At 72.9% G+C, this 21,063-nt stretch carries 19 protein-coding genes; 8 read left to right on the top strand and 11 right to left on the bottom strand.

The annotated features are described in order from the left end of the window. Positions 1-83 precede the first annotated feature (83 nt). Positions 84-635, bottom strand: coding sequence for an RNA polymerase sigma factor (locus ACZ60X_RS39465; protein ID WP_469609806.1), 552 nt, complete (start codon positions 633-635; stop codon positions 84-86). A 342-nt stretch (positions 636-977) separates the two neighbouring features. Between ACZ60X_RS39465 and ACZ60X_RS39460 the strand changes: the two genes are divergently transcribed. Beyond that, positions 978-1,997 carry an aspartate-semialdehyde dehydrogenase gene (locus tag ACZ60X_RS39460; RefSeq protein WP_469609646.1) on the top strand — a complete coding sequence of 340 codons (1,020 nt, stop codon included), beginning with the start codon at positions 978-980 and terminating at the stop codon, positions 1,995-1,997. A 556-nt stretch (positions 1,998-2,553) separates the two neighbouring features. Here the strand turns inward: ACZ60X_RS39460 and ACZ60X_RS39455 are convergent. Next, positions 2,554-3,057: a DUF1203 domain-containing protein gene (locus tag ACZ60X_RS39455; protein WP_469609643.1), complete on the bottom strand. Its 504-nt coding sequence runs from the start codon at positions 3,055-3,057 to the stop codon at positions 2,554-2,556. Between the two features lie 112 nt (positions 3,058-3,169). On the opposite strand from ACZ60X_RS39455, the gene pepN reads away from it, so the two are divergent. Further along, positions 3,170-5,743 (top strand): aminopeptidase N, encoded by a 2,574-nt coding sequence (pepN, locus tag ACZ60X_RS39450; protein WP_469609640.1) that lies wholly within the window; start codon positions 3,170-3,172, stop codon positions 5,741-5,743. A 106-nt stretch (positions 5,744-5,849) separates the two neighbouring features. Here pepN and ACZ60X_RS39445 read toward each other — a convergent pair whose 3' ends face one another. From ACZ60X_RS39445 to ACZ60X_RS39430, 4 genes are read right to left on the bottom strand one after another with little or no spacing between them, the layout of a single operon-like run. After that, the gene (locus ACZ60X_RS39445) at positions 5,850-6,764 is read right to left on the bottom strand and encodes a LysR family transcriptional regulator (RefSeq protein WP_469609637.1); all 915 of its coding nucleotides are present in this window, start codon (positions 6,762-6,764) and stop codon (positions 5,850-5,852) included. Positions 6,765-6,792: 28 nt separating this feature from the next. Then, positions 6,793-7,743 (bottom strand): DMT family transporter, encoded by a 951-nt coding sequence (locus ACZ60X_RS39440; protein WP_469609634.1) that lies wholly within the window; start codon positions 7,741-7,743, stop codon positions 6,793-6,795. Between the two features lie 42 nt (positions 7,744-7,785). Further along, on the bottom strand, positions 7,786-8,757 hold the full coding sequence (locus ACZ60X_RS39435) for an EamA family transporter (protein WP_469609631.1): 972 nt from the start codon (positions 8,755-8,757) through the stop codon (positions 7,786-7,788). Next, positions 8,754-10,076 (bottom strand): MFS transporter, encoded by a 1,323-nt coding sequence (locus ACZ60X_RS39430; protein ID WP_469609627.1) that lies wholly within the window; start codon positions 10,074-10,076, stop codon positions 8,754-8,756. Before ACZ60X_RS39430 ends, ACZ60X_RS39435 begins: the two co-directional genes overlap by 4 nt. Before the next feature lie 153 nt (positions 10,077-10,229). Here ACZ60X_RS39430 and ACZ60X_RS39425 point away from each other — a divergent pair, with 153 nt between their 5' ends. Further along, on the top strand, positions 10,230-10,751 hold the full coding sequence (locus ACZ60X_RS39425) for a MarR family winged helix-turn-helix transcriptional regulator (protein ID WP_469609624.1): 522 nt from the start codon (positions 10,230-10,232) through the stop codon (positions 10,749-10,751). Positions 10,752-11,047: 296 nt separating this feature from the next. Here ACZ60X_RS39425 and ACZ60X_RS39420 read toward each other — a convergent pair whose 3' ends face one another. The 5 genes from ACZ60X_RS39420 to ACZ60X_RS39400 all read right to left on the bottom strand — a co-directional run bounded on the left by ACZ60X_RS39420 (position 11,048) and on the right by ACZ60X_RS39400 (position 14,808). Next, positions 11,048-11,281 carry an aromatic-ring hydroxylase C-terminal domain-containing protein gene (locus ACZ60X_RS39420; RefSeq protein ID WP_469609621.1) on the bottom strand — a complete coding sequence of 78 codons (234 nt, stop codon included), beginning with the start codon at positions 11,279-11,281 and terminating at the stop codon, positions 11,048-11,050. A gap of 144 nt (positions 11,282-11,425) precedes the next feature. Further along, complete coding sequence (locus tag ACZ60X_RS39415; RefSeq protein WP_469609618.1) at positions 11,426-11,701, bottom strand: hypothetical protein; 276 nt, start codon at positions 11,699-11,701, stop codon at positions 11,426-11,428. A 4-nt stretch (positions 11,702-11,705) separates the two neighbouring features. Next, a complete protein-coding gene (gene malQ / locus ACZ60X_RS39410; RefSeq protein ID WP_469609614.1) occupies positions 11,706-13,856 on the bottom strand; it encodes a 4-alpha-glucanotransferase in 2,151 nt (716 codons plus the stop codon). Beyond that, a complete protein-coding gene (locus tag ACZ60X_RS39405) occupies positions 13,857-14,102 on the bottom strand; it encodes a hypothetical protein (protein WP_469609612.1) in 246 nt (81 codons plus the stop codon). Between the two features lie 169 nt (positions 14,103-14,271). Next, entirely contained in the window at positions 14,272-14,808 is a 537-nt protein-coding gene (locus tag ACZ60X_RS39400) for an HNH endonuclease (RefSeq protein WP_450672165.1), read from the bottom strand. Between the two features lie 335 nt (positions 14,809-15,143). Between ACZ60X_RS39400 and ACZ60X_RS39395 the strand changes: the two genes are divergently transcribed. From ACZ60X_RS39395 to ACZ60X_RS39375, 5 genes are all read left to right on the top strand, one after another. Then, positions 15,144-16,250: a mechanosensitive ion channel family protein gene (locus ACZ60X_RS39395; RefSeq protein ID WP_469609608.1), complete on the top strand. Its 1,107-nt coding sequence runs from the start codon at positions 15,144-15,146 to the stop codon at positions 16,248-16,250. A gap of 354 nt (positions 16,251-16,604) precedes the next feature. Then, positions 16,605-17,816: an ROK family transcriptional regulator gene (locus ACZ60X_RS39390; protein WP_469609605.1), complete on the top strand. Its 1,212-nt coding sequence runs from the start codon at positions 16,605-16,607 to the stop codon at positions 17,814-17,816. A gap of 46 nt (positions 17,817-17,862) precedes the next feature. Next, complete coding sequence (locus ACZ60X_RS39385; RefSeq protein WP_469609602.1) at positions 17,863-19,215, top strand: ABC transporter substrate-binding protein; 1,353 nt, start codon at positions 17,863-17,865, stop codon at positions 19,213-19,215. Positions 19,216-19,218: 3 nt separating this feature from the next. After that, positions 19,219-20,160 (top strand): carbohydrate ABC transporter permease, encoded by a 942-nt coding sequence (locus tag ACZ60X_RS39380; RefSeq protein WP_469609599.1) that lies wholly within the window; start codon positions 19,219-19,221, stop codon positions 20,158-20,160. A gap of 2 nt (positions 20,161-20,162) precedes the next feature. Further along, positions 20,163-21,056, top strand: coding sequence for a carbohydrate ABC transporter permease (locus ACZ60X_RS39375; protein WP_469609596.1), 894 nt, complete (start codon positions 20,163-20,165; stop codon positions 21,054-21,056). Positions 21,057-21,063 lie beyond the last annotated feature (7 nt).

The raw sequence follows: 21,063 nt of genomic DNA, 5'->3' as shown, positions 1-21,063 counted from the left end.
CTCCCCCGCTACGCCCGGGGCCCCCGCTGCCCCCGCTGCCCCCGCGGCCCTCGCCGTCCAAACCCCCGTGCCCGGCGGTCATGTCACACCACCTCGTCCTCGTGCAGCCGGTCGCGCAGGGCGCGGACCGCCGTGTGCAGCCTGCTCTTGACCGTGCCCTCCGGGATGCCCAGCTCCTCGGCGATGGCCCGCACGGGCAGGTCGGCGAAGAAGCGCAGCACGAGCACCTGGCGCTGGGCGGCGGGCAGGTCGTCCAGGCCCTGGGCCACGGCGAGGGAGAGCACGCTGGTCTCCTCGCCGGAGGGGTGCGCGGGTGCGCGCAGCGCGGCCAGGCGCTCGCCAAGCCGTTCCTGGCGCCGCCTGGCCCGGTGCCAGTCCATGGCGAGGCGGGAGGCGACGACCGCCGCCCACGCCGACACGTCCCGCGGCGCCTCCTGGCCGTTCGCGGTCCGCTCCAGCAGCCGCAGCCGGACCTGCTGTACCCCGTCCGGCAGGTCCGACTGCGGCACCCCGCCGAGCGCGAGCACCGCCCTCACCCGGCGTTCCTGGGCCGCGTCCAGCGGGTCGTCACCGGCACCGCCGTCCGTACCGGCCCCGTACGACACCTGGTCACGGCGCGCCCCTCCGCGCAGCACACGCCACCCCCTCACGCGTTTGCCCTATGACGCCGGAGCAGCGGAAAACGTTCGGCCCGCTCCGTACGTCCCGCGAGGCGTACGTCACACCGCCGTGTGGCGGGGGTCCGCACGGGCAGGGGCGGGACAGCACAGCTTGCGGCGCGGACCCCCTCGTGGGGGAATTCCTCCAGCTCAGCGCGGGGAACGACGCAGGTGTGGAACCGTCGTCCGAGGGAAGCGTGTCCCACTCCTCGGGCACGCCCGGCAAAGAATTGGACAGGCGGACCGGGGTGGGCCGCATGATGGAAATGCCCCGGTCACGCACCTGGTCATGGAAGAGACGGAAACAGAGGAGTCGCTGTGAGGATCGGAATCGTCGGAGCCACCGGTCAGGTCGGCACGGTCATGCGCAGGATCCTCACGGAGCGCGACTTCCCGGTGACGCAGCTGCGCCTGTTCGCCTCGGCCCGCTCGGCGGGCACCGTGCTGGACGGCGTGACCGTGGAGGACGCGGCGACCGCCGACTACACCGGCCTCGACATCGTGCTCTTCTCCGCGGGCGGCGCGACCTCCAGGGCGCTGGCGCCGAAGGTCGCCTCCCAGGGCGCCGTCGTGATCGACAACTCCTCGGCCTGGCGCATGGACCCCGAGGTCCCGCTGGTCGTCTCCGAGGTGAACCCGCACGCGATCGCCGACCGTCCCAAGGGCATCATCGCCAACCCGAACTGCACCACGATGGCCGCGATGCCGGCCCTGAAGGTGCTGCACGAGGAGGCGGACCTCCAGGCCCTCGTCGTCGCCACCTACCAGGCGGTGTCCGGCTCGGGCCTCGCGGGCGTGGCCGAGTTGCACGGCCAGGTGCAGAAGGTCGCCGCCGAGGCCGACAGGCTCACCCACGACGGCCAGGCGGTCGACTTCCCCGAGCCGCAGGTCTACAAGCGCACCATCGCCTTCAACGTGCTGCCCTTCGCGGGCAACCTCGTCGACGACGGTCTGAACGAGACCGACGAGGAGCAGAAGCTGCGCAACGAGTCCCGCAAGATCCTGGAGATCCCGGGGCTGAAGGTCTCCGGCACCTGTGTGCGCGTCCCGGTGTTCTCCGGCCACTCCCTGCAGGTCAACGCCCGCTTCGGCCGCCCGCTCTCCCCGGAGCGCGCGACCGAGCTGCTGGCGAAGGCACCGGGCGTCGCCCTCTCCGACATCCCGACCCCGCTGCAGGCCGCCGGTCAGGACCCGTCGTACGTCGGCCGCGTCCGCCGCGACGAGACGGTGGACAACGGCCTCGCGCTGTTCATCTCCAACGACAACCTCCGCAAGGGCGCCGCGCTGAACGCGGTCCAGATCGCGGAGCTGGTGGCGGCGGAGCTGTCCGCGAAGTAGTCCCGGCTGTACGGCGCAGGGCGGTCGCGTCTCACGCGGCCGCCCTTCCCGTCCCCGTGACCTCACGCCGCCGCCCCGCGCGTGTCCGCGGCCGGTACGGCGGTCGGCCCCGGCCCGTCCGCGAGCCGCCCGCCCGTGAAGGCGCCCAGCGCGATCGCCGTGTTGAGCACCGCGGCGAACAGCGCGGAGGCCGCCTCCGGGGCCCCCTGGCGCCGCGGCGGCCAGCCGGTTCTGCGCGCAGCCGGACACCCCGCCGTAGGCGCAGCCCCAGACCAGGAGCAGCGCCGCCGAGCCGGCCGCCGTGCCCCCGGCCGGCTCCAGAGCGTGACCGTCTCCCGCCGCCATCCGCCGGCGGCGCGGGACCGCGTCGGCCTGTCGGACCTCGCGTCGGTCCCGCTGATCGCCCTGGCCCCGCCGTACTGGCGCACCGCGCGGGCTCCCACTGCGCTGCCGGGCCCGGCGGCCACCACGCTCCAGGAAGCCCTCTGCGCGCAGACGGGGACGGTACGGGAGTTCGCGCGGGCGCTGGCGGGGCGGCGCGAGCGGGCGGGGGCGACTACGAACGCGCGTCCCGCCGCACCTCGTAGAGGAAGCACCCGTACTCCACCGCCCGCACGTGCACCAGCGCCACCTCCGGGTCGGCGAAGGCCTCGGCGAGGGCGGCCGGGAAGTCGTCGCGGACCAGGCGGCCGCCCAGGATGTGGCCCTCGGCGGAGTAGCGGCGCAGGACGCGGTGGGCGTCGGTGTAGGGCAGGGCGGCGGGGTCGGCGGGGCCCGCGCAGGGTTCGGCGTGGAGGAAGACCGGGCCCTGTTCGTCGTAGGCGCCGGGGCGGGCGCCCGTGCGCGCCGCCCAGCGGCGCAGCGGCGCGTACGACACCAGGGCGATGCGCTCCCCCGGCGCGCTGCGGCGCAGGCAGCAGCGCAGCGGGGCGCCGCCCTCCTCGTCGGTGAAGGGGGCCATCGGGCGGCCCGCGTCGTCCGTGACCCGCAGGGCGCGGGCGACCTCCGGCGGGATCGGACGGGCGGTGCGGGTCGTGGCGTGGGCCGTTGTCGTCGTCATGGGACCAGCGTCCGTTTCCGGCGCCGCCGTCACCGGCGGGATCCGGACATCGCGTTCCCCACGGGTCCCATGGAAGGATGGCGGAACCCAGACATAACGAGGAGATGACCGCGTGCCTGGCACAAACCTGACTCGCGAAGAGGCGCAGCAGCGGGCCGAGCTGCTCACCGTTGACTCGTACGAGATCGATCTCGACCTCTCCGGCGCGCAGGAGGGCGGTACCTACCGGTCCGCGACCACGGTGCGCTTCGACGTCGCCCGCGGCGGTGCCGAGTCCTTCATCGACCTGGTGGCGCCCACCGTCCACGAGGTGACCCTGAACGGCGACGCGCTCGACCCCGCCGAGGTCTTCGCGGACTCGCGGATCGCGCTGCCCGGGCTGCTGGAGGGGCGCAACGTCCTGCGGGTCGTCGCCGACTGCGCGTACACCAACACCGGCGAGGGGCTGCACCGGTTCGTCGACCCCGTCGACGAACAGGCCTACCTCTACACCCAGTTCGAGGTGCCGGACGCCCGCCGGGTGTTCGCCTCGTTCGAGCAGCCGGACCTGAAGGCCACCTTCCAGTTCACCGTCACGGCGCCCGAGGGCTGGACGGTGGTGTCGAACTCGCCGACGCCCGAGCCGAAGGACAACGTCTGGACCTTCGAGCCGACCCCGCGCATCTCGACGTACATCACCGCGCTGATCGCCGGCCCGTACCACTCGGTGCACAGCGTGTACGAGAAGGACGGCCAGTCCGTGCCGCTCGGCATCTACTGCCGTCCCTCGCTCGCCGAGTTCCTCGACTCGGACGCCATCTTCGAGGTGACCCGGCAGGGCTTCGACTGGTTCCAGGAGAAGTTCGACTACGCGTACCCCTTCGCGAAGTACGACCAGCTGTTCGTGCCGGAGTTCAACGCGGGCGCGATGGAGAACGCCGGTGCCGTCACCATCCGGGACCAGTACGTCTTCCGCTCCAAGGTGACCGACGCGGCCTACGAGATGCGGGCCGAGACCATCCTGCACGAGCTGGCCCACATGTGGTTCGGCGACCTCGTGACGATGGAGTGGTGGAACGACCTGTGGCTGAACGAGTCGTTCGCCACCTACACCTCCATCGCCTGCCAGGCCGCCGCCCCCGGCTCGCGCTGGCCGCACTCGTGGACCACGTTCGCCAACTCCATGAAGACCTGGGCGTACCGGCAGGACCAGCTGCCCTCCACACACCCGATCATGGCGGACATCCGCGACCTGGACGACGTGCTCGTCAACTTCGACGGCATCACCTACGCCAAGGGCGCGAGCGTGCTGAAGCAGCTCGTCGCGTACGTCGGTGAGGACGAGTTCTTCAAGGGCGTGCAGGCCTACTTCAAGCGCCACGCGTTCGGCAACACGCGCCTGTCCGACCTGCTCGGCGCCCTGGAGGAGACCTCCGGCCGCGATCTGAAGACCTGGTCGAAGAAGTGGCTGGAGACGGCGGGCATCAACATCCTGCGCCCGGAGATCGCCACCGACGCCGACGGTGTCGTCACCTCCTTCGCCGTCCGCCAGGAGGCCCCGGCGCTGCCCGCCGGCGCCAAGGGCGAGCCGGTCCTGCGCCCGCACCGCGTCGCCATCGGCCTCTACGACCTCTCCGACTCCGGCAAGCTGGTGCGCACCGAGCGGATCGAGCTGGACGTCGACGGCGAGCTGACGGCCGTGCCGCAGCTGAACGGCAGGCGCCGCCCGGCGGTCGTGCTGCTCAACGACGACGACCTGTCGTACGCCAAGGTCCGCCTGGACGACGAGTCGCTGAAGACGGTCACCGAGCACCTGGGCGACTTCGAGCAGTCCCTTCCGCGTGCCCTGTGCTGGGCGTCGGCCTGGGACATGACGCGGGACGCCGAACTGGCCGCCCGCGACTACCTCTCCCTGGTCCTGTCGGGCATCGGCAAGGAGTCCGACATCGGTGTGGTGCAGTCGCTGCACCGCCAGGTCAAGCTCGCCATCGACCTGTACGCCGACCCGGCCGGCCGCGAGGCCCTGCTGACCCGCTGGACCGACGCGACGCTGGCGCATCTGCGCGCGGCCGAGCCCGGACGCGACCACCAGCTGGCGTGGGCCCGCGCCTTCGCGGCGACGGCCCGCACCCCGGAGCAGCTGGACCTGCTGGAGGCGCTGCTGGAGGGCACGCAGACCATCGAGGGCCTGGCCGTGGACACCGAGCTGCGCTGGGCGTTCGTGGAGCGGCTGGCGGCGGTCGGCCGCTTCGACGAGGCGGAGATCGCGGCCGAGTACGAGCGGGACAAGACCGCGGCCGGCGAGCGGCACGCGGCCACCGCCCGCGCGGCCCGGCCGACGGAGGAGGCCAAGGCGGAGGCCTGGGCGTCGGTGATCGACTCCGACAAGCTGCCCAACGCCGTGCAGGAGGCCGTGATCGGCGGCTTCGTGCAGACCGACCAGCGCGAGCTGCTGGCGCCGTACGCGGACAGGTACTTCGAGGTCCTCAAGGGCGTCTGGGACTCCCGTTCGCACGAGATGGCCCAGCAGATCGCCATCGGCCTGTACCCGTCGGTCCAGGTCTCCGAGGAGACCCTGGCCAAGACGGACACCTGGCTCTCCGCGGCCGACCCGACCGCGGCCCTGCGCCGCCTCGTCTCCGAGTCCCGCGCGGGCGTGGAGCGCGCCCTGCGGGCCCAGGCGGCGGACGCGGCGGCCGGCGCGTAGGCACCACCACGGTCACGAGGGCGCCCGGACGCCGTACCGGGCGCCCTCGTCCATGCCCGGCCTCCTCAGCCGAGGGCACCGGTGAACCACGAGGTGCGGTACGAGTTCACGCCCGAGTGACGCCGGCGGTGGTGGCCGCGCCCTGAAGGGCCTGCAGTACCCGGCTCACCGCCCGTCCGCTCTCCCCGCCCCTGCGGACCGCCGCCGTCACGTGCCGGACCGGGCCGTCAGGGCCGAGATCGCGCATCACCACGCCGTCACGCCGGCCGGCGGCCATCCTCGGGACCAGGGCCACCCCCATCCCCGCCTCCACCATGGCGAGGATCGCGGTCCAGCCCGCGGCGCAGTGGCCCTGGTGGGGGCTGAAGCCGGCGGCCTCGCAGGCGCGGCGGGTGATGTCCGACCAGGGGCCGCTGCCGCCGAAGATCCAGCTTTCGGCGGCCAGGTCCGGCAGGGACAGGGTCGCCGCGCGGGCGAGGGGGTGGTCGGGGGGCAGGGCGATGTCCAACGGGTCCGCGAGCAGGGGGACCTGGGTGAAGCGGGGGTCGGCCGCGCTCGGGGCCTCGGCCGCCAGGGACAGGGCGAGGTCCACCTCGGCGGCGGCCAGGAGGTCGTACGCCTCGGCCGCCTCCGCCTCCCGTACGCGCACGCTCACCCCGGGGTGCGCCTTGCGCAGGGAGCGTACGGCCGGTACGACGAGCGCGGGGACGGCGGTGGGGAACGCGCCCACCCGCACCTCCCCCGCCTCCCCCTGCCGGTACGCCGCCAACGCGGCCTCCACGCGCTCCAGTTGCTCGAACACCGGCTCCGTCCGCTCCAGCACCAGCCGGGCCGCGTCGGTGAGCCGCACCCGGCGCCCCCGCGCCTCCAGCAGGGGCACCCCCAGCTGCCGGGCGAGGTTGGTCAGCTGCTGCGACACCGCCGAGGGCGTCATGTGCAGCGCCTCGGCCGCCGCGGTCACCGTCTCCCGCTCCCGCAGGGTGCGCAGGATCTGCAGCTTCCGGATGTCCCACTCGACCATGCCGGAAAGCTACACGTCACCACCGCCGTCAGCGGCGCGTGCCCGCGCCCAGGATGACGCCGGCCAGGATCAGGAGCAGCGAGAGCAGTTGGGGCCAGCCGGTCGTCTCGCCGAGGAGCGGCCAGGACAGCAGGGCCACGCAGACCGGCTGGAGGTAGTAGACGATGCCCGCGCGGGTGGCGCCGATCAGGGTGATGGCCTTGTTCCAGGCGAAGAAGGCGAGGGCCGAGGAGGCCACGCCCACGTAGAGGAGCGGCAGGACCGTGCCGGCGGTGGGGGTGAAGCCGCCCTCGACGGCCACGCTCGCCACCTGGACGGGCAGGAGGAGGAGGGTGCCGACGACGAACGTGGTGAACAGGAAGGCGGTACCGCCGAGTTCCGCCGGCCTCCGGCGCAGCAGCGCGCTGTAGCCCGCGAAGCAGCAGGCGGCCGCGATCATCCAGAGGTCGCCGGTGGAGAAGCGGGCGGCGCCGCCCACGAGGAGTGCCACGCCCGCGCAGGCGATCAGCAGTCCCGCCGTGCGCCGCGCGCCGAGCCGTACGCCGCCCAGCCGTTCGAAGAGCGCCATGAGTACCGGCGAGGCCGCCATGATCATGCCCATCGTGGCGGCCGGGGTGGTCAGTCCGGCCTGGTTGACGAGGGTGTTGTAGACGGCCACCCCGAGGAGGGAGGCGAGCAGGACGTACCGGGCGTGGCGGCGCAGCAGCGCCCGCCGGCGCCAGGCCTGGCGGGCGCCGAAGGGAGCCACGGCGAGCAGCGCGATCACCCAGCGCCAGAAGGCGTGCTGGATGGGCGGGACGCTGTCGTGCAGACCTCGGGAGGTGACGAAGCTGCCCGACCAGACGACCGTGGCGAGGGCTGCGCAGGCGAGCCCGAGGAGGGGAGCGGCGGGGCGGGAGGAAGCGGGCGAGCCGGTGGAGGAGGTCGAGGATGACGGGGAGGGGGAGGGGGTGACGGTCCGGGGTAGGACGGCGGTCACGGGAGTCCTTTCGGCGGGAGCGGGAGCGGCTGATCGCTCCCGCTACCGTCGCAAGCAGCCGTCTGTCAGGTCCATCGAATCTTTTCGACCGTTCTTTTCAGAAAACCTGAAAGGTCGCCTGGCGCCCCCAGCCCCGACTCCGCCACCTCCGCCACCTCCGCCGCCTGCGCCGAGCTGGCCCGCCAGCGTCGCCCCGAAGGCCAGCGCCATGCCCGCCACCTGCACCGGCGTCAGCGCCTGCCCGAGCGCCGCCCAGCCGACGACGGCCGCGGTCAGCGGGGACAGCGGGCCGAGGAAGGCGACCTGGGGCGCGCCGAGCCGGCCGATGCCGCGGAACCACAGCCAGTAGGCCACCGCCGTGTTGGCCAGGGCCAGATAGGCGTAGCCGCCCACGGCTCCGGCGTCCAGGGCCGGCGGGGCGCCCTCGGCGAGGAGGGCGACCGGCGCGATGAGCAGGCCGCCCGCGGTGAGCTGCCAGCCGGTGAGGGCGAGCGGGCCGACGCCGTCCGGGCGGCCCCACCGCTTCGTCAGCACCGTACCGACGGCCATCGAGGCGGTGGAGGCCACGGCCGCGAGCACCCCGACCACGTCGAGGGCCCCGGCTCCCTGGAGGACGACCAGGCTGACGCCGAGCGCGGCGACGACGCCGGTGGCGACCGTGCGCCCGGCCGGCCGCCGCCCCAGCAGCAGCGCCGAGAGGCCGACGACGAACAGCGGCTGGACCGAGCCCACGACGGCCGCCATGCCGCCGGGCAGCCGGTACGCCGAGACGAACAGCAACGGGAAGAAGGCACCGATGTTCAGCGCGCCGAGCAGCAGCGACTTCCACCACCAGGCGCCCTTCGGCAGCACGCGGGCCACCGCGAGCAGCACGAGCCCGGCGGGCAGGGCACGCACGAGGGCCGTGAACAGCGGGCGGTCCGGCGGCAGGAACTCGGTGGTCACCGCGTAGGTGGTGCCCCAGGAGACGGGGGCGAGGGCGGTGAGCGCGACGGTGGTCAGGGACCGGTTCACGGCCGGACTCCTTCGGATGCGGCGGGGACGGGGGAGGCGAGGGGGGCGGGGACGGCGGTACAGGACGCCACCGGCGCCGGCCGCGGCCGTACCGCGTCCGCCGGCAGCCGGCGCTCGACGCGGATCAGGAGGGTGGCCGCGAGGGCCGAGGTGGCGATGAGGAGCATCCACGGCGCCCGGCCGTCCAGCGCGAGCAGGGCCGTGAACAGGGAGGGCGCCACCGCCTTCGCCAGCGACCAGGACATCTGGTGCGCGGCCTGGTAGCGCCCGCGCACCGCCTCGGGCGCCGCCGCGACCGCGAGCACCTGGGCGGCCGGGCTGTGGATCAGCTCGCCCAGGGTGTAGACGACGGTCACGGCGATCAGCGCGCCGCCCAGCACCACCGCGGAGCCGGGCCGCAGCGTGCCGAGCACGATCTGCGTGGCGAACGCGGCCGCGAACAGGGCCCCGCCCAGCGCCGCCGCCCGGGTGCGCCGGGCGCCCGTACGCCGCACCCGCGCGCCGACGGAGACCCCGGCCACCGCGCACAGCACGGTGTTGAGGGTGAACGCGGCGCCGGTGAGCGCCGCGGGACCGTGCAGCCACTCCACCACGAACAGCGGGAAGAGCACGGAGAGGGCCGAATAGCTCAGCGCGTTCAGGAAGTTGGCGCCGGTGAGGACCAGGAAGGGACGGTCGGCGAGCACCAGCCGGTACCCCCCGCCCGCCCCGCGCGGCCCCGGGCCCCCGTCCGCCGCGCGCAGCGGCCGCAGCGGGCGCAGCAGCAGCGCCGCGAGCGCGAAGGAGAGGGCGTTGCCCCAGGCCGCGTAGGTGTAGCCGGTGCTGCCCGCGAGGGAGATGACCAGCGTGGCGAGCAGCGCGCCCGCGCCGTTGCCGGCGTTCTGGAGCGCCCGCGTGGCCGCCTGGAGCCGGTCCTGCCCGGTCCCGCGCGCCAGTTCGCCGATCAGCGACTGCTGGGCGGCGGGGAAGGCCCGGTCGGCGGCCGCGGTGACGAGCGCGACGGCCGCGAAGGCGGGCAGGGAGTGGGCGAAGGGGTAGAGGGCGAAGCCGGCGGCCCGGACGCCGTAGAGCAGGTACAGCATCGGCTTCGCGCCGTACCGGTCCACCGCCGTACCGGCGAGCGGCAGTACGGCGATGCCCGCCAGGCCGGTGGCCGTGAGCACGGCGCCGACGACCGGGAAGGACAGCCCGGTCACGGCATGGAAGAAGACCAGCGTGAACGGGACGTACATGCCGGTGCCGACGCCGTTGACCGCGGCGGTGACGGGCAGGGCCCATTCTCCCGGAACGCGCTCGTCCACGGACCTGGTGCGCTTCATCGTGCCGGCCTCCTCAGGACGTCGCTGACCGGAGGTAGCTCGGCCAGGAGTAGCTTGATGAAAAATAGCTTAGCTCTAAGCTACTTTTCCGCAAGAGGCTTTTTACTGATCTACTTTCTTGCGAGCGACCAAGGAGGGCGCGATACTCGGCGCATGAGCGAAGATCCGGAGCAGCGCGGGGATGCCGTCGACGCGATCATCGGCCAGTGGGCGGCCGTCCGCCCCGACCTGGAGACCCGGGCGATGGAGATCTTCGGGCGGATCTACCGCCTCTCCCGCACCATGGGCGACCGCATGGAGAAGGCGTACCAGCCGTACGGCATCTCACGCGGCGAGTTCGACGTGCTGGCGACGCTGCGCCGCTCCGGCGAGCCCTACACCCTCTCCCCGCGCCAGCTGTCGGCCACGCTCATGCTCACCACCGGCGGCATGACCGGCCGCCTCGACAAACTGGAGCGGGCGGGCCTGCTGCGCCGCTCCCCAGACCCCCACGACCGCCGCGGACTGAAGGTGACGCTGACCGACAAGGGGCTGGACGTCATCGACCAGGCGGTCGGCGCCGGCCTCGACGTCCAGACGGCGGCCGTGTCCGCCCTGGACGACGAGCAGGCCGGCCAACTGGCCGACCTGCTCAGGGAGTTGCTGGCAGGGACACAGGAGGCGGCGGAGCACTAGTGTCCCGGCAGGCAACGTTTGCCCGTCAGGGAGCGGCGTCCGGTGCGTGCTGTCGGCGTGCCGGCCGGAAGTCCTCGTACTGGGCGTACGTGGGCTTTCGGCCGGTGCGGCGAGTGGGGGCACCTCCCGCGCAGCGGGGGAGCGTGCCGGGCGTCGCGACGGGGCGAACGTCGCCTGCCCGGGCACCAGCGTCCGGCCGCCCCACCCGCCCGGCCATCGCCCTCGGGCATCCCCGCCCGGCCTCGTCCTTCAGTCCTCGCCCGTCAGCTCACGCTCGGCCTTCGGCCACCGACCGGCTATCGCCCCACGTGCGCCGCGAGCGCCCTCTCGATCGCCGCCGGATCCGCGGCCTCCGCCGCCCAGGCCGCGTGCCCGTCGGGGCGCACCGGCACGGCCGTACGGCGGTCGCTCGCCCGGTGCGCCGCGGTCAGCCGGTCCTCGCGGCCCGGCCGCGCCGCGTACGGCTCCGGGGTGATCAGGACGAAGCGGCCGCCGCGCAGGGCCTCGTAGAGGCGGGCGCCGCGCCGCACAACACGGCGGCCGCACCGCCGAACGGGACAACGGCGGAACGGCGAAACGCCGAGGGCGCCGACCCCACCCGGGTACGCCGAACGTGCGTACCGACGGGAGGTCAGGCGCCCCCGGCGAAGGAGAAGAACCGGTGTCCGGCCGGATCAGGCCTTGGCGCCGGACTTCGTGTCGGTGTTGGAGGACGGCTTGAGGCTCCGGACCTTGGACTTGTCGAGCGCCATCACCAGGCCGGCGATGACGGCGAACAGGGCCAGCGGGATCAGCACGTAGAGGCCCAGCGTCTGGATGACGCTCAGGCCCTTGCCGGGGTCGTCACCGTCGTCGCGGGTCAGCGCGAGCGCGGGGGACGACATGAGCAGCATCATCAGCGTCGTACCGGCGGCCAGGGCGCCGGCGCGCAGGGCGTTCTTCTTGTCCACGATCTCAAGTTAGCGAATCACTCGGACGGATGCGCGCGCGGGGTCCCGTACAACCGGCCGACATGTCACCCACCTGGGTGAACACACCGAGGAGCGCCCGCAGCCGGGGCGACGCCGTCAGCTCCTCCAGCGGCAGCGGGCGGCCGTCGCGGTCCGCGATGGGCAGCCGCCAGTTCGGGTACTGGTCCCAGGTGCCCGGCAGGTTCTGCGGGCGGCGGTCCCCGACGCCGTCCGGGAGCCAGACGCCGATCAGCCGGGCCGGGGTGCGCAGCAGGAAGCGGTGGACGGCGCGGATCTCCTCCTCCTCGTCTGAGCCGGGCGGACCGCCCGCCGGCCGGTGCAGCAGGCCGAGGCTCGCGAGCAGGGCGAGCCACTCGGCGGTGTCCGCGCCGGCCGCGGTGCGCTCCTCGGCCGCCGGACGGGTGAGCAGGCCGAGCCGGTCGCGCAGGCCGACGTGGTCGCCGGTGAGCCGGGCGGCGGTGGGCGGCAGGTCGTGGGTGGTGGCGGTGGCCAGGCAGTCGGCGCGCCAGCGGTCGGGCGGCAGTGGGCGTCCGTCGCCCTCCCAGTCCCGTTCGAACCACAGCACCGACGTGCCGAGCACCCCCCGCCGCTGGAGCGTCCCGCGCACGCCGGGCTCGACGGTGCCCAGGTCCTCGCCGATGACGACGGCCCCGGCGCGGTCGGCCTCCAGGGCGAGGACCGCGAGCATGGCGTCGGCGTCGTACGCCACGTACGTGCCCTCGGTGGGCGCGCTGCCCCGCGGCACCCACCACAGCCGGAACAGGCCCATGACGTGGTCGATGCGCAGGGCGCCGGCGTAGCGGAAGAGGGCGCGCAGCAGGTCGCGGTAGGGGGCGTAGCCGGACCGGGCGAGCCGGTCGGGGCGCCAGGGCGGCAGGCCCCAGTCCTGGCCGCGGGCGTTGAAGGCGTCGGGCGGGGCGCCGACGGACATGCCGGCGGCGAACACGTCCTGCTGCGCCCAGGCGTCGGCGCCGTGCGGGTGCACGCCGACGGCGAGGTCGTGCACGATGCCGACCGGCATCCCGGCCTCTGACGCGGCACGCTGGGCGGCGCGCAGCTGGCCGTCGGCGAGCCAGGCGAGACGGGCGTGGAACTCGACGCGGCCGGCGAGGTCCCTGCGTGCCTGCGCGGTGGCGGGCGAGCGGGGCTCGCGCAGCCCGGCGGGCCAGGCGTGCCAGTCGCAGCCGTGGGTCTCGGCGAGGGCGTACCAGGTGGCGTGGTCGGTGAGGGCCTGGCCGTGGGCGGCGCGGAAGGCGTCGTAGGCGGCCTGCCGGCCGGGGGCGAGGGGCACGGCGAGGACGATGTCCAGGGCCTCGCGCTTCAGCTCCCACACGGCGTCCCGGTCGATGAGGGCGCCCTTGTCGAGGACGGCGGCGCGCAGCCGGGCGGCCCGCTCCCGCAGGGCGCCGAGCCGCTCGCGGTCCTCGGCGCCCTCGACGTACGCGTACTCGGGGACGTCCTCGATGCGCAGGTGCACGGGATCGGGGAAGCGGCGGGAGGACGGGCGGTACGGCGAGGGGTCGGTGGGGGCGCCGGGTACGGCCGAGTGCAGCGGGTTGACCTGGACGAATCCGGCGCCGGTGGTGCGCCCGGCCCAGCCGGCCAGCTCGGCGAGGTCCCCGAGGTCACCCATGCCCCAGGAGCGTTGCGAGAGCAGGGAGTACAGCTGCACGAGCAGCCCGTGGGAACGGCCGGCCGGGGCGGGGAGCCGGTCGGGGGCGACGACGAGGTGCGCGTGCCCGGTGCGTCCGTCGGGCGCGACGGCGCTGAGCCGGTGGACGCCGAGCGGGAGTTCGCCGATTCCCTCCTGCCGGCGGCCCTGTTCGGTCCGTACCGTCACCCGGGTACCGGCGGGCAGTGCGGCGAGGGCGGCCGGGACGGGGTCGCCGGTCCAGCGGACGAGGGTGGGCGGCAGCAGCCGCTCCCGCAGTTCGCGCTCCCGGTCGGCCAGGGCGGCGCGCACGGCGTCGGGACCGGTCGCGTCGACGCCGAGGGCGGCCAGGGCGGCGACCACGGCGGAGGCGGGGACGGCGACCGTGCGGTCCGGGGCGGGGCGGTAGGAGGTGGCGACCCCGTGCAGCTCGGCGAGCCGGGCGAGGGCCTCGTCCGCGCGGTCCTCGGGCGCCGCGGTCATCTACAACCCCGCGCCGAACGCGTCGGATCCACTGGTCAGCGGGGTGGTCTCGGCGAGCGGCGGCTCACTGGTCAGGGGTTCGGCGTCGGGCAGGGGCGGCTCGCTGGTCAGGGGCGCCTGGGCGCAGGCGCGCTCGGCGCTGAAGACGCACAGCGGTGCCTCGTCGGTCGTGGCGGACGGCTCCGCCGGGCGTTTTCCCTCGTGTTTCCACTGGGCCGGGATGGTGAGGTGAGCCGATGCGGGCACGGGGGCCTCCTTCGGGTGGGGGTCGGTCGTCCATGCCGGTGTGTACGGCAGGCCTACCCCGTGTCCGCGTCCGCACTCCCGGCTATCGCCGGAGCACCTGAAAGGAGGGCCGGTGCGGGGGGCGCGGCGCACCCCCGCACCGGGCGCGGAACGACGTGGGCCCGGACCGTCAGGCGGAGATGCCGTCGATCCGGGCCAGGGCGTCGTCCGCCCCGTACGGCTGCAGGTAGGGCAACCAGCGCGGATCCCGATGGCCGGTGCCGATGATGCGCCAGGCCAGTCCGGTCGGCGGGGCCGGCTTGTGGCGCAGGCGCCAGCCCAGTTCGACGAGGTGGCGGTCGGCCTTGACGTGGTTGCAGCGCCGGCAGGACGCCACCACGTTGTCCCAGACGTGCTTGCCCCCGCGGCTGCGCGGGATGACGTGGTCGACGCTGGTTGCGACGCCACCGCAGTACATGCACCGACCCCCGTCGCGCGCGAAGAGCGCCCGGCGGGTGAGAGGAACGGGCCCCCGGTAGGGAACCCGTACGAATCGCTTGAGCCGGACCACGCTGGGTGCGGGGACTGTGACGGTGGCGCTGTGCATATAGGCGCCCGACTCCTCCAAGGCGACTGCCTTGTTCTCCAGGACGAGGACGAGCGCGCGGCGGAGCGGTACGACGCCGAGCGGCTCGTACGACGCGTTGAGGACCAGGACATGCGGCACGGGTGCCTCCTTGGGCGTCGGCGGCGCGTGGCTCGCGCCGGGACGATCTGAGGTCAGTCTCCCCTCATGCCTGGTGAACGCGCCACCATGTCCCGGTAACGGGCTGGGAGTGTTTTCGACCACACCGGATACATCCCCCGGATCACGGCCTGTTCAAGCCAGGGTGAGCCGGGTCTCTCCTGTGGGCCTCCTTGGCGTATTCGCGCGGGGCACACACAATGCCCCGTTAGTGTGGTGGTCCTGTCCGCCCGGTGACCTTTTCGTGACCTTGAAAGTCCGTGGAACCCTTGACCGCCCCGCCGGTGCGGACCGCGCAGCACCTGGAGGTACCTGCCGTGTCGTCCTTGCCCGTCGTCCTGCTGGCCGCCGGTGCGTCGCCGTCCCCCTCCCCGTCGGAGTCGACGGGACCGGCCGTTCCCTCGTTCCAGGACGCGCAGCACAGCGCGACGAACGCGGCGAGCTGGGTCGAGCAGAACTGGTCGACATGGCTCGCGATGGGTCTGCAGATCCTGCTGATCGTGGTGATCGCGGTCGCGCTGCGCTCGGTGGTGCGGCGGGCGATCACGAAGCTGATAGAGCGGATGGCCCGCACCGCGCAGGCCGTGGACGGCACCGCGCTGGGCGGGCTGCTGGTGAACGCCGAGCGGCGGCGCCAGCGGTCGGCGGCGATCGGCTCCGTGCTCCGCTCGGTGGCGAGCTTCCTGATCATGGGCACGGCGGCACTGATGGTGCTGTCGACCTTCAAGATCAACCTGGCGCCGCTGCTGGCCTCGGCCGGTGTGGCCGGTGTGGCGATCGGTTTCGGCGCGCGGAACCTGGTCACGGACTTCCTGTCCGGCGTGTTCATGATCCTTGAGGACCAGTACGGCGTCGGGGACGTGATCGACGCGGGGGTCGCGACCGGTGAGGTCATCGAGGTCGGGCTGCGCGTGACGAAGCTGCGCGGCTCGGACGGTGAGATCTGGTACGTCCGCAACGGCGAGGTCAAGCGGATCGGCAACCTCTCGCAGGGCTGGGCGACGGCGGGCGTCGACGTCACGGTGCGCTCCGGCGAGGACCTGGAGAAGGTCAAGGAGACGCTGGACCAGGTCGCCGACCACATGAGCAAGGAAGAGCCCTGGAACGAGCTGCTGTGGGGCCCGATCGAGGTCCTCGGCCTGGACTCGGTCCTGATCGACTCGATGGTCGTCCGGGTCTCGGCGAAGACGATGCCGGGCAAGGCGCTGACGGTGGAGCGGGAGCTGCGCTGGCGGATCAAGCGGGCGTTCGACGCGGCGCGGATCCGCATCGTGGGCGGTGCCACGTCCGTGGAGGACGCCGAGGACACCCCCGACCCGGCGGCCTCGGTCGCGGCCCCCTCGGTCTTCGCCAACGCGGACTCCGCCCAGGTGAAGGCGACGACACCGATCACCCCGCAGCAGTCGGCCCCGCCCGGGAAGTAGGGGAACGGTTCCGCACGCTCCTTCGCGTGAGCAGGCGGGGCATTGCGGCGCGGAGGGCGCGCGGGGTGCCCCATCGACCCGCTCGCCCTCGTCGGCGAAGTCACCCGCACCGACCACGAAGCCGGCACCACCCCTCCGCCACCGGCCGACCAGCTCCCCGCCCCGCCCCCGAGGTAACGACTCCGTTTCCTCGGGGGCGTTGTGTATTGACGCCCCCTTCGTCCTGGGCTTACGTTCCTCCCACCCCAATAGGAAAGTTTCCTAACAGTGATCTCCCGGTCGTCGGCGATCAAGGCTGGACGTCCGGCCAGGTCACTGAGAAGCTGGACGGCTGGAGAGGCAGGTGTGGACCCCATGGCAGGAACAGCCGGTACGCCGGGCACCCCGCGCGTCCTGCGCGCCATGAACGACCGCGCCGCCCTGGACCTGCTGCTGGAGCACGGGCCGCTCTCGCGCACCCGGATCGGCAAGCTCACCGGGCTCTCCAAACCCACCGCCTCCCAGCTGCTGGCCCGGCTGGAGGCGGCCGGGCTGGTCCGGGTCACCGGCACCAGCGAGGGCCGCCCGGGCCCCGGCGCCCAGCTGTACGCGGTCAACCCCGCCGCCGCGTACGCCGCCGGCCTCGACGTCACCCCGGAGCGCATCCGCGCCGCCGTCGCCGACGTCACCGGCCGCACCGTCGGCGAGTACGAACTGCCCACCCCCGGGCGGCACCCCGCGCACCCCGTCGTCCAGCAGGTCACCGACGCGCTCGACGGGGCGGTGAAGGCGGCCGGGCTCGCGCGCTCCGACGTGCACCGGCTGGTCATCGGCACCCCCGGCGCCTTCGACCCCACCACCGGCCGGCTGCGCTACGCCTCCCACCTGCCGGGCTGGCACTCCCCCGCCCTGCTCGACGAACTCGCCGCCGCCCTGCCGATGCCGGTGGAGTACGAGAACGACGTCAACCTCGTCGCCCTCGCCGAACAGCGGCTCGGCGCCGCCAAGGGCCACCGGGACTTCGTGCTGCTGTGGAACCAGGAGGGGCTGGGTGCCGCCCTGGTCCTCGGCGGGCGGCTGCACCGGGGCTGGACCGGCGGCGCCGGCGAGGTCGGCTTCCTGCCCGTGCCGGGCACGCCGCTGGTACGCCAGGTGACCAGGGCCAACAGCGGCGGCTACCAGGAACTGGCCGGCTCGCAGGCCGTACCCGCGCTGGCCCGGGAACTCGGCATCGACGACGTGCCGTCGGGCCCGTACGCCGAGGTCGCCGCCGAACTCGTCGCCCGCGCCGCCGACCACGCCCGCGGCCCCTACCGGGAGCTGCTGCGGACCTACGCGACCCGGCTGGCCACCGGTCTCGCCTCGCTCGTCTCCGTCCTCGACCCCGAACTCGTCGTCCTCAGCGGCTCCGCCCTGACGGCCGGCGGCGAGGGCCTGCGCGCCCTCGTCCAGGCCGAGCTGGAGGAGCTGGCGGCGGCCCGGCCCCGGCTGGTCGTCGGCGACGTCCGCGAACACCCCGTCCTGCGCGGCGCGTTGGAGTCCGCGCTCGGCACCACCCGCGACGAGGTCTTCGACACCTCGCGCTGAGCCCAGCCCCGCCCTTCCCCTTTCCCCGTCCCTGGGAGACCTCGCCATGCCCGAAGTCATGCCCGCCACACCCTCCGCCGCCCGAAAAGCGGCTTTTGCCCTGACCGTCTCCCTGGCCCTGCTCACCACCGCCTGTACGGGCCAGTCAGGCTCCGGCGCCACGGACGACGCCTCGAAGGACACGACGATCAACTTCTGGCACGCCTGGAGCGCGCAGAACGAGGTGCAGGCCGTCAGGACGCTGATCGCCGGCTTCGAGAAGGCGCACCCCAACATCCACGTGAACGTCGTCGGCGACATGACCGACGACAAGATCAACCAGGCGCTGCGGTCGGGCGGCGACAAGGCCCCCGACGTCATCTCCTCCTTCACCACCAACAACGTGGGCAGGTTCTGCTCCTCGGGCGCGCTGGTGGATCTCAACCCGTTCTTCAGGAAGTCCGGGATCGACCCCGAGAAGACCTTCCCGAAGACGATGAACGAGTACACCCAGTTCCATGGCGACCGCTGCACGGTGCCGCTGCTCGGTGACGCGTACGGGCTCTACTACAACAAGACGGAGTTCAAGAGGGCCGGTATCGCCGGCCCGCCGAGGACCTGGTCCGAATTCGAGGCCGACGCGAAGAAACTGACCATTCCCCAGGGCGACGGCTACAAGCAGCTCGGATTCATGCCGGATTACCACGGCTGGGAGACCACCACCGAGCACTATCTCGCACAGTTCTCGCCGACGTACTTCACCAAGGACGGCACGTCGAACCTCGCCGGGGACCCGGCCTTCCAGAAGGGGTTCGAACTCCAGAAGCGGCTCGTGGAAGAACTCGGCGGATTCCGGAAGCTGGAGAGGTTCCGTGCGACGCTCGGTGACGAGTGGGGCCCCAAGCACCCCTTCCACACCGGCCAGGTCGCCATGCAGCTCGACGGCGAGTGGCGCCTCGGCATGGCCCTCGCGACCAAGCCGGCGTTCGACATCGGCGTCGCCCCGCTGCCCGTGCCCGACGACCGGGCCGCGCAGTACGGCAAGGGCTACATCACCGGCACCATCGCCGGCATCGCCGCCTCCAGCCACAAGCAGAACGCGGCGTGGGAATTCGTCAAGTACATCACCACGAACACGGACGCGGTGGTCGGATTCTCCAACGACCTGCACAACGTGCCCTCCACGCTCGCCGCCCTGAAGTCGCCGAAACTGAGGTACGACCCCCGCTTCAGGACATTCCTCGACATCGCCGCGAACCCGGACTCCACCACCACTCCCGCCTCGGTCAACGGGGGCGTGTACCTGGTGACGATCCAACAGCTCGGCTACGACTACGAAAGCGGCAAGGTCGCCGATCTGAGGTCCGGCCTGAAGAAGGCGGCCGCGCAGATCGACACGGACATCGCGCAGGCGAAGTAGCCGATGAGCACGCTCACCCTCGCCTCGAAGCGCCGCAGGGCGGCGCTGCGTACGGCCGCCTTCATGTCGCCCTGGCTGATCGGCTTCGCCGTCTTCTTCGCGTACCCGCTGGTCTCGACGGTCTACTTCTCCTTCATGCACTACGACGGCTTCCGGCCGCCGACGTGGAGCGGGGGCAGGAACTGGACCTACGTCTTCGAGCATTACCCCCTCTTCTGGCCCGCCCTGCGCAACACGCTGTGGCTGGTGGTGGTGATGGTGACGCTCCGGGTGGTCTTCGGGCTCGGCGTGGGCCTGCTGATCACGAAGATCAAGACGGGCACCGGCGTCTTCCGCACCCTGTTCTACCTGCCGTACCTCGCCCCGCCGGTGGCCGCGACCATGGCCTTCGCGTTCCTGCTCAACCCCGGTACCGGCCCGGTCAACTCGATCCTGGAGAAGACGGGCGTCCCCGCGCCGGGCTGGTTCAACGACCCCGCCTGGTCCAAGCCGGCGCTGACCCTGCTGGCGCTGTGGGGCATCGGCGACCTGATGGTCATCTTCATGGCCGCGCTGCTCGACGTACCGGCGGAGCAGTACGAGGCGGCCGAGCTGGACGGCGCCTCGGCCTGGCAGCGCTTCCGGTACGTCACGCTGCCGAACATCTCCCCGATCGTGATGTTCGCCGTGGTCACCGGCGTGATCCAGACCATGCAGTACTACACCCAGCCGCTGATCGCGGGAAAGGTCGCCTCGGGCGTGATCCAGGGCGCCGGCACCCAGTTCGAGCCCGGCTACCCCGACAAGTCCACCCTCACCCTCCCCCAGCTCGTCTACAACCTCGGCTTCCAGCGCTTCGACTACGGCTCCGCCTGCGTCGTCGCCCTCGTCCTCTTCGTCCTGTCGATGGCGTTCACCGCGATGCTGATGCGGCGCCGGGGCGGCCTGATCCAGGCAGGTGACTGACCATGACCCAGGTACTGGACCATCCCGTGAAGCTCGCCCCGCCCGTGTCGGGGGCCGAGCGCACCGCCCGCCGCAGGGCCCTGCTGGAGTGGATCGCGGTGCACTCCCTCGGCCTCGCCGCGGCGCTTTTCTTCACGCTGCCGTTCGTGTTCGTGTTCCTGACCTCGCTGATGAGCGACAGCCAGGCCCTGAGCCGGGACCTGATCCCGCACACCTGGCAGTGGGGCAACTACCGGAAGGTCTTCGACACCCCCGGCTTCCTGACCTGGTGGAAGAACACGCTGCTCTACGCCGGTCTCGGCACCGCCCTGACCGTCGTGTCCTCCCTGCCGGTGGCGTACGCGCTCGCCAAGTTCCGCTTCCGGGGCCGCAACCTGGCGCTCATGCTGGTGATCTCGATGATGATGCTGCCCCCGCAGGTGGTCATCATCCCGATGTACCTGTTCTGGGCGAAGCAGCTCGATCTGGCCGGGACCCTGTGGCCGTTGGTCGTCCCGATGGCGTTCGGCGACGCGTTCTCCGTCTTCCTGCTGCGCCAGTTCCTGATGACGATCCCGAACGAGTACCTGGACGCGGCGAGGGTCGACGGCTGCGGCGACCTGCGGACCCTGCTGCGGGTCGTCCTGCCGATGGCGAAGCCGGGCGTCGCCGCCGTCGCCCTGTTCCAGTTCTTCTACGCCTGGAACGACTACTTCGGCCCGCAGATCTACGCGTCCGAGAACCCCGGCGCCTGGACCCTGTCCTACGGTCTGGAGTCCTTCAAGGGCGCCCACCACACCGACTGGAACCTCACCATGGCCGCGACCGTGCTGGTCATGGCCCCCGTGATCCTCGTGTTCTTCTTCGCCCAGAAGGCGTTCGTCGAAGGCGTCACCCTCACCGGAGTAAAGGGTTGAACTGGCT

Source organism: Streptomyces sp. NPDC104106 (assembly GCF_055584345.1).
This window is presented reverse-complemented; position numbering and strand designations above follow the sequence as displayed.

Coding starts and splice junctions, on each gene's coding strand:
- ACZ60X_RS39445 (WP_469609637.1), bottom strand. CDS start 6,764: ATGGTCGAGTGGGACATCCGGAAGCTGCAGATCCTGCGCACCCTGCGG.
- ACZ60X_RS39430 (WP_469609627.1), bottom strand. CDS start 10,076: ATGAAGCGCACCAGGTCCGTGGACGAGCGCGTTCCGGGAGAATGGGCC.
- ACZ60X_RS39455 (WP_469609643.1), bottom strand. CDS start 3,057: ATGACGACGACAACGGCCCACGCCACGACCCGCACCGCCCGTCCGATC.
- ACZ60X_RS39385 (WP_469609602.1), top strand. CDS start 17,863: ATGCCCGAAGTCATGCCCGCCACACCCTCCGCCGCCCGAAAAGCGGCT.
- ACZ60X_RS39425 (WP_469609624.1), top strand. CDS start 10,230: ATGAGCGAAGATCCGGAGCAGCGCGGGGATGCCGTCGACGCGATCATC.
- malQ (WP_469609614.1), bottom strand. CDS start 13,856: ATGACCGCGGCGCCCGAGGACCGCGCGGACGAGGCCCTCGCCCGGCTC.
- ACZ60X_RS39380 (WP_469609599.1), top strand. CDS start 19,219: ATGAGCACGCTCACCCTCGCCTCGAAGCGCCGCAGGGCGGCGCTGCGT.
- ACZ60X_RS39390 (WP_469609605.1), top strand. CDS start 16,605: ATGGCAGGAACAGCCGGTACGCCGGGCACCCCGCGCGTCCTGCGCGCC.
- ACZ60X_RS39375 (WP_469609596.1), top strand. CDS start 20,163: ATGACCCAGGTACTGGACCATCCCGTGAAGCTCGCCCCGCCCGTGTCG.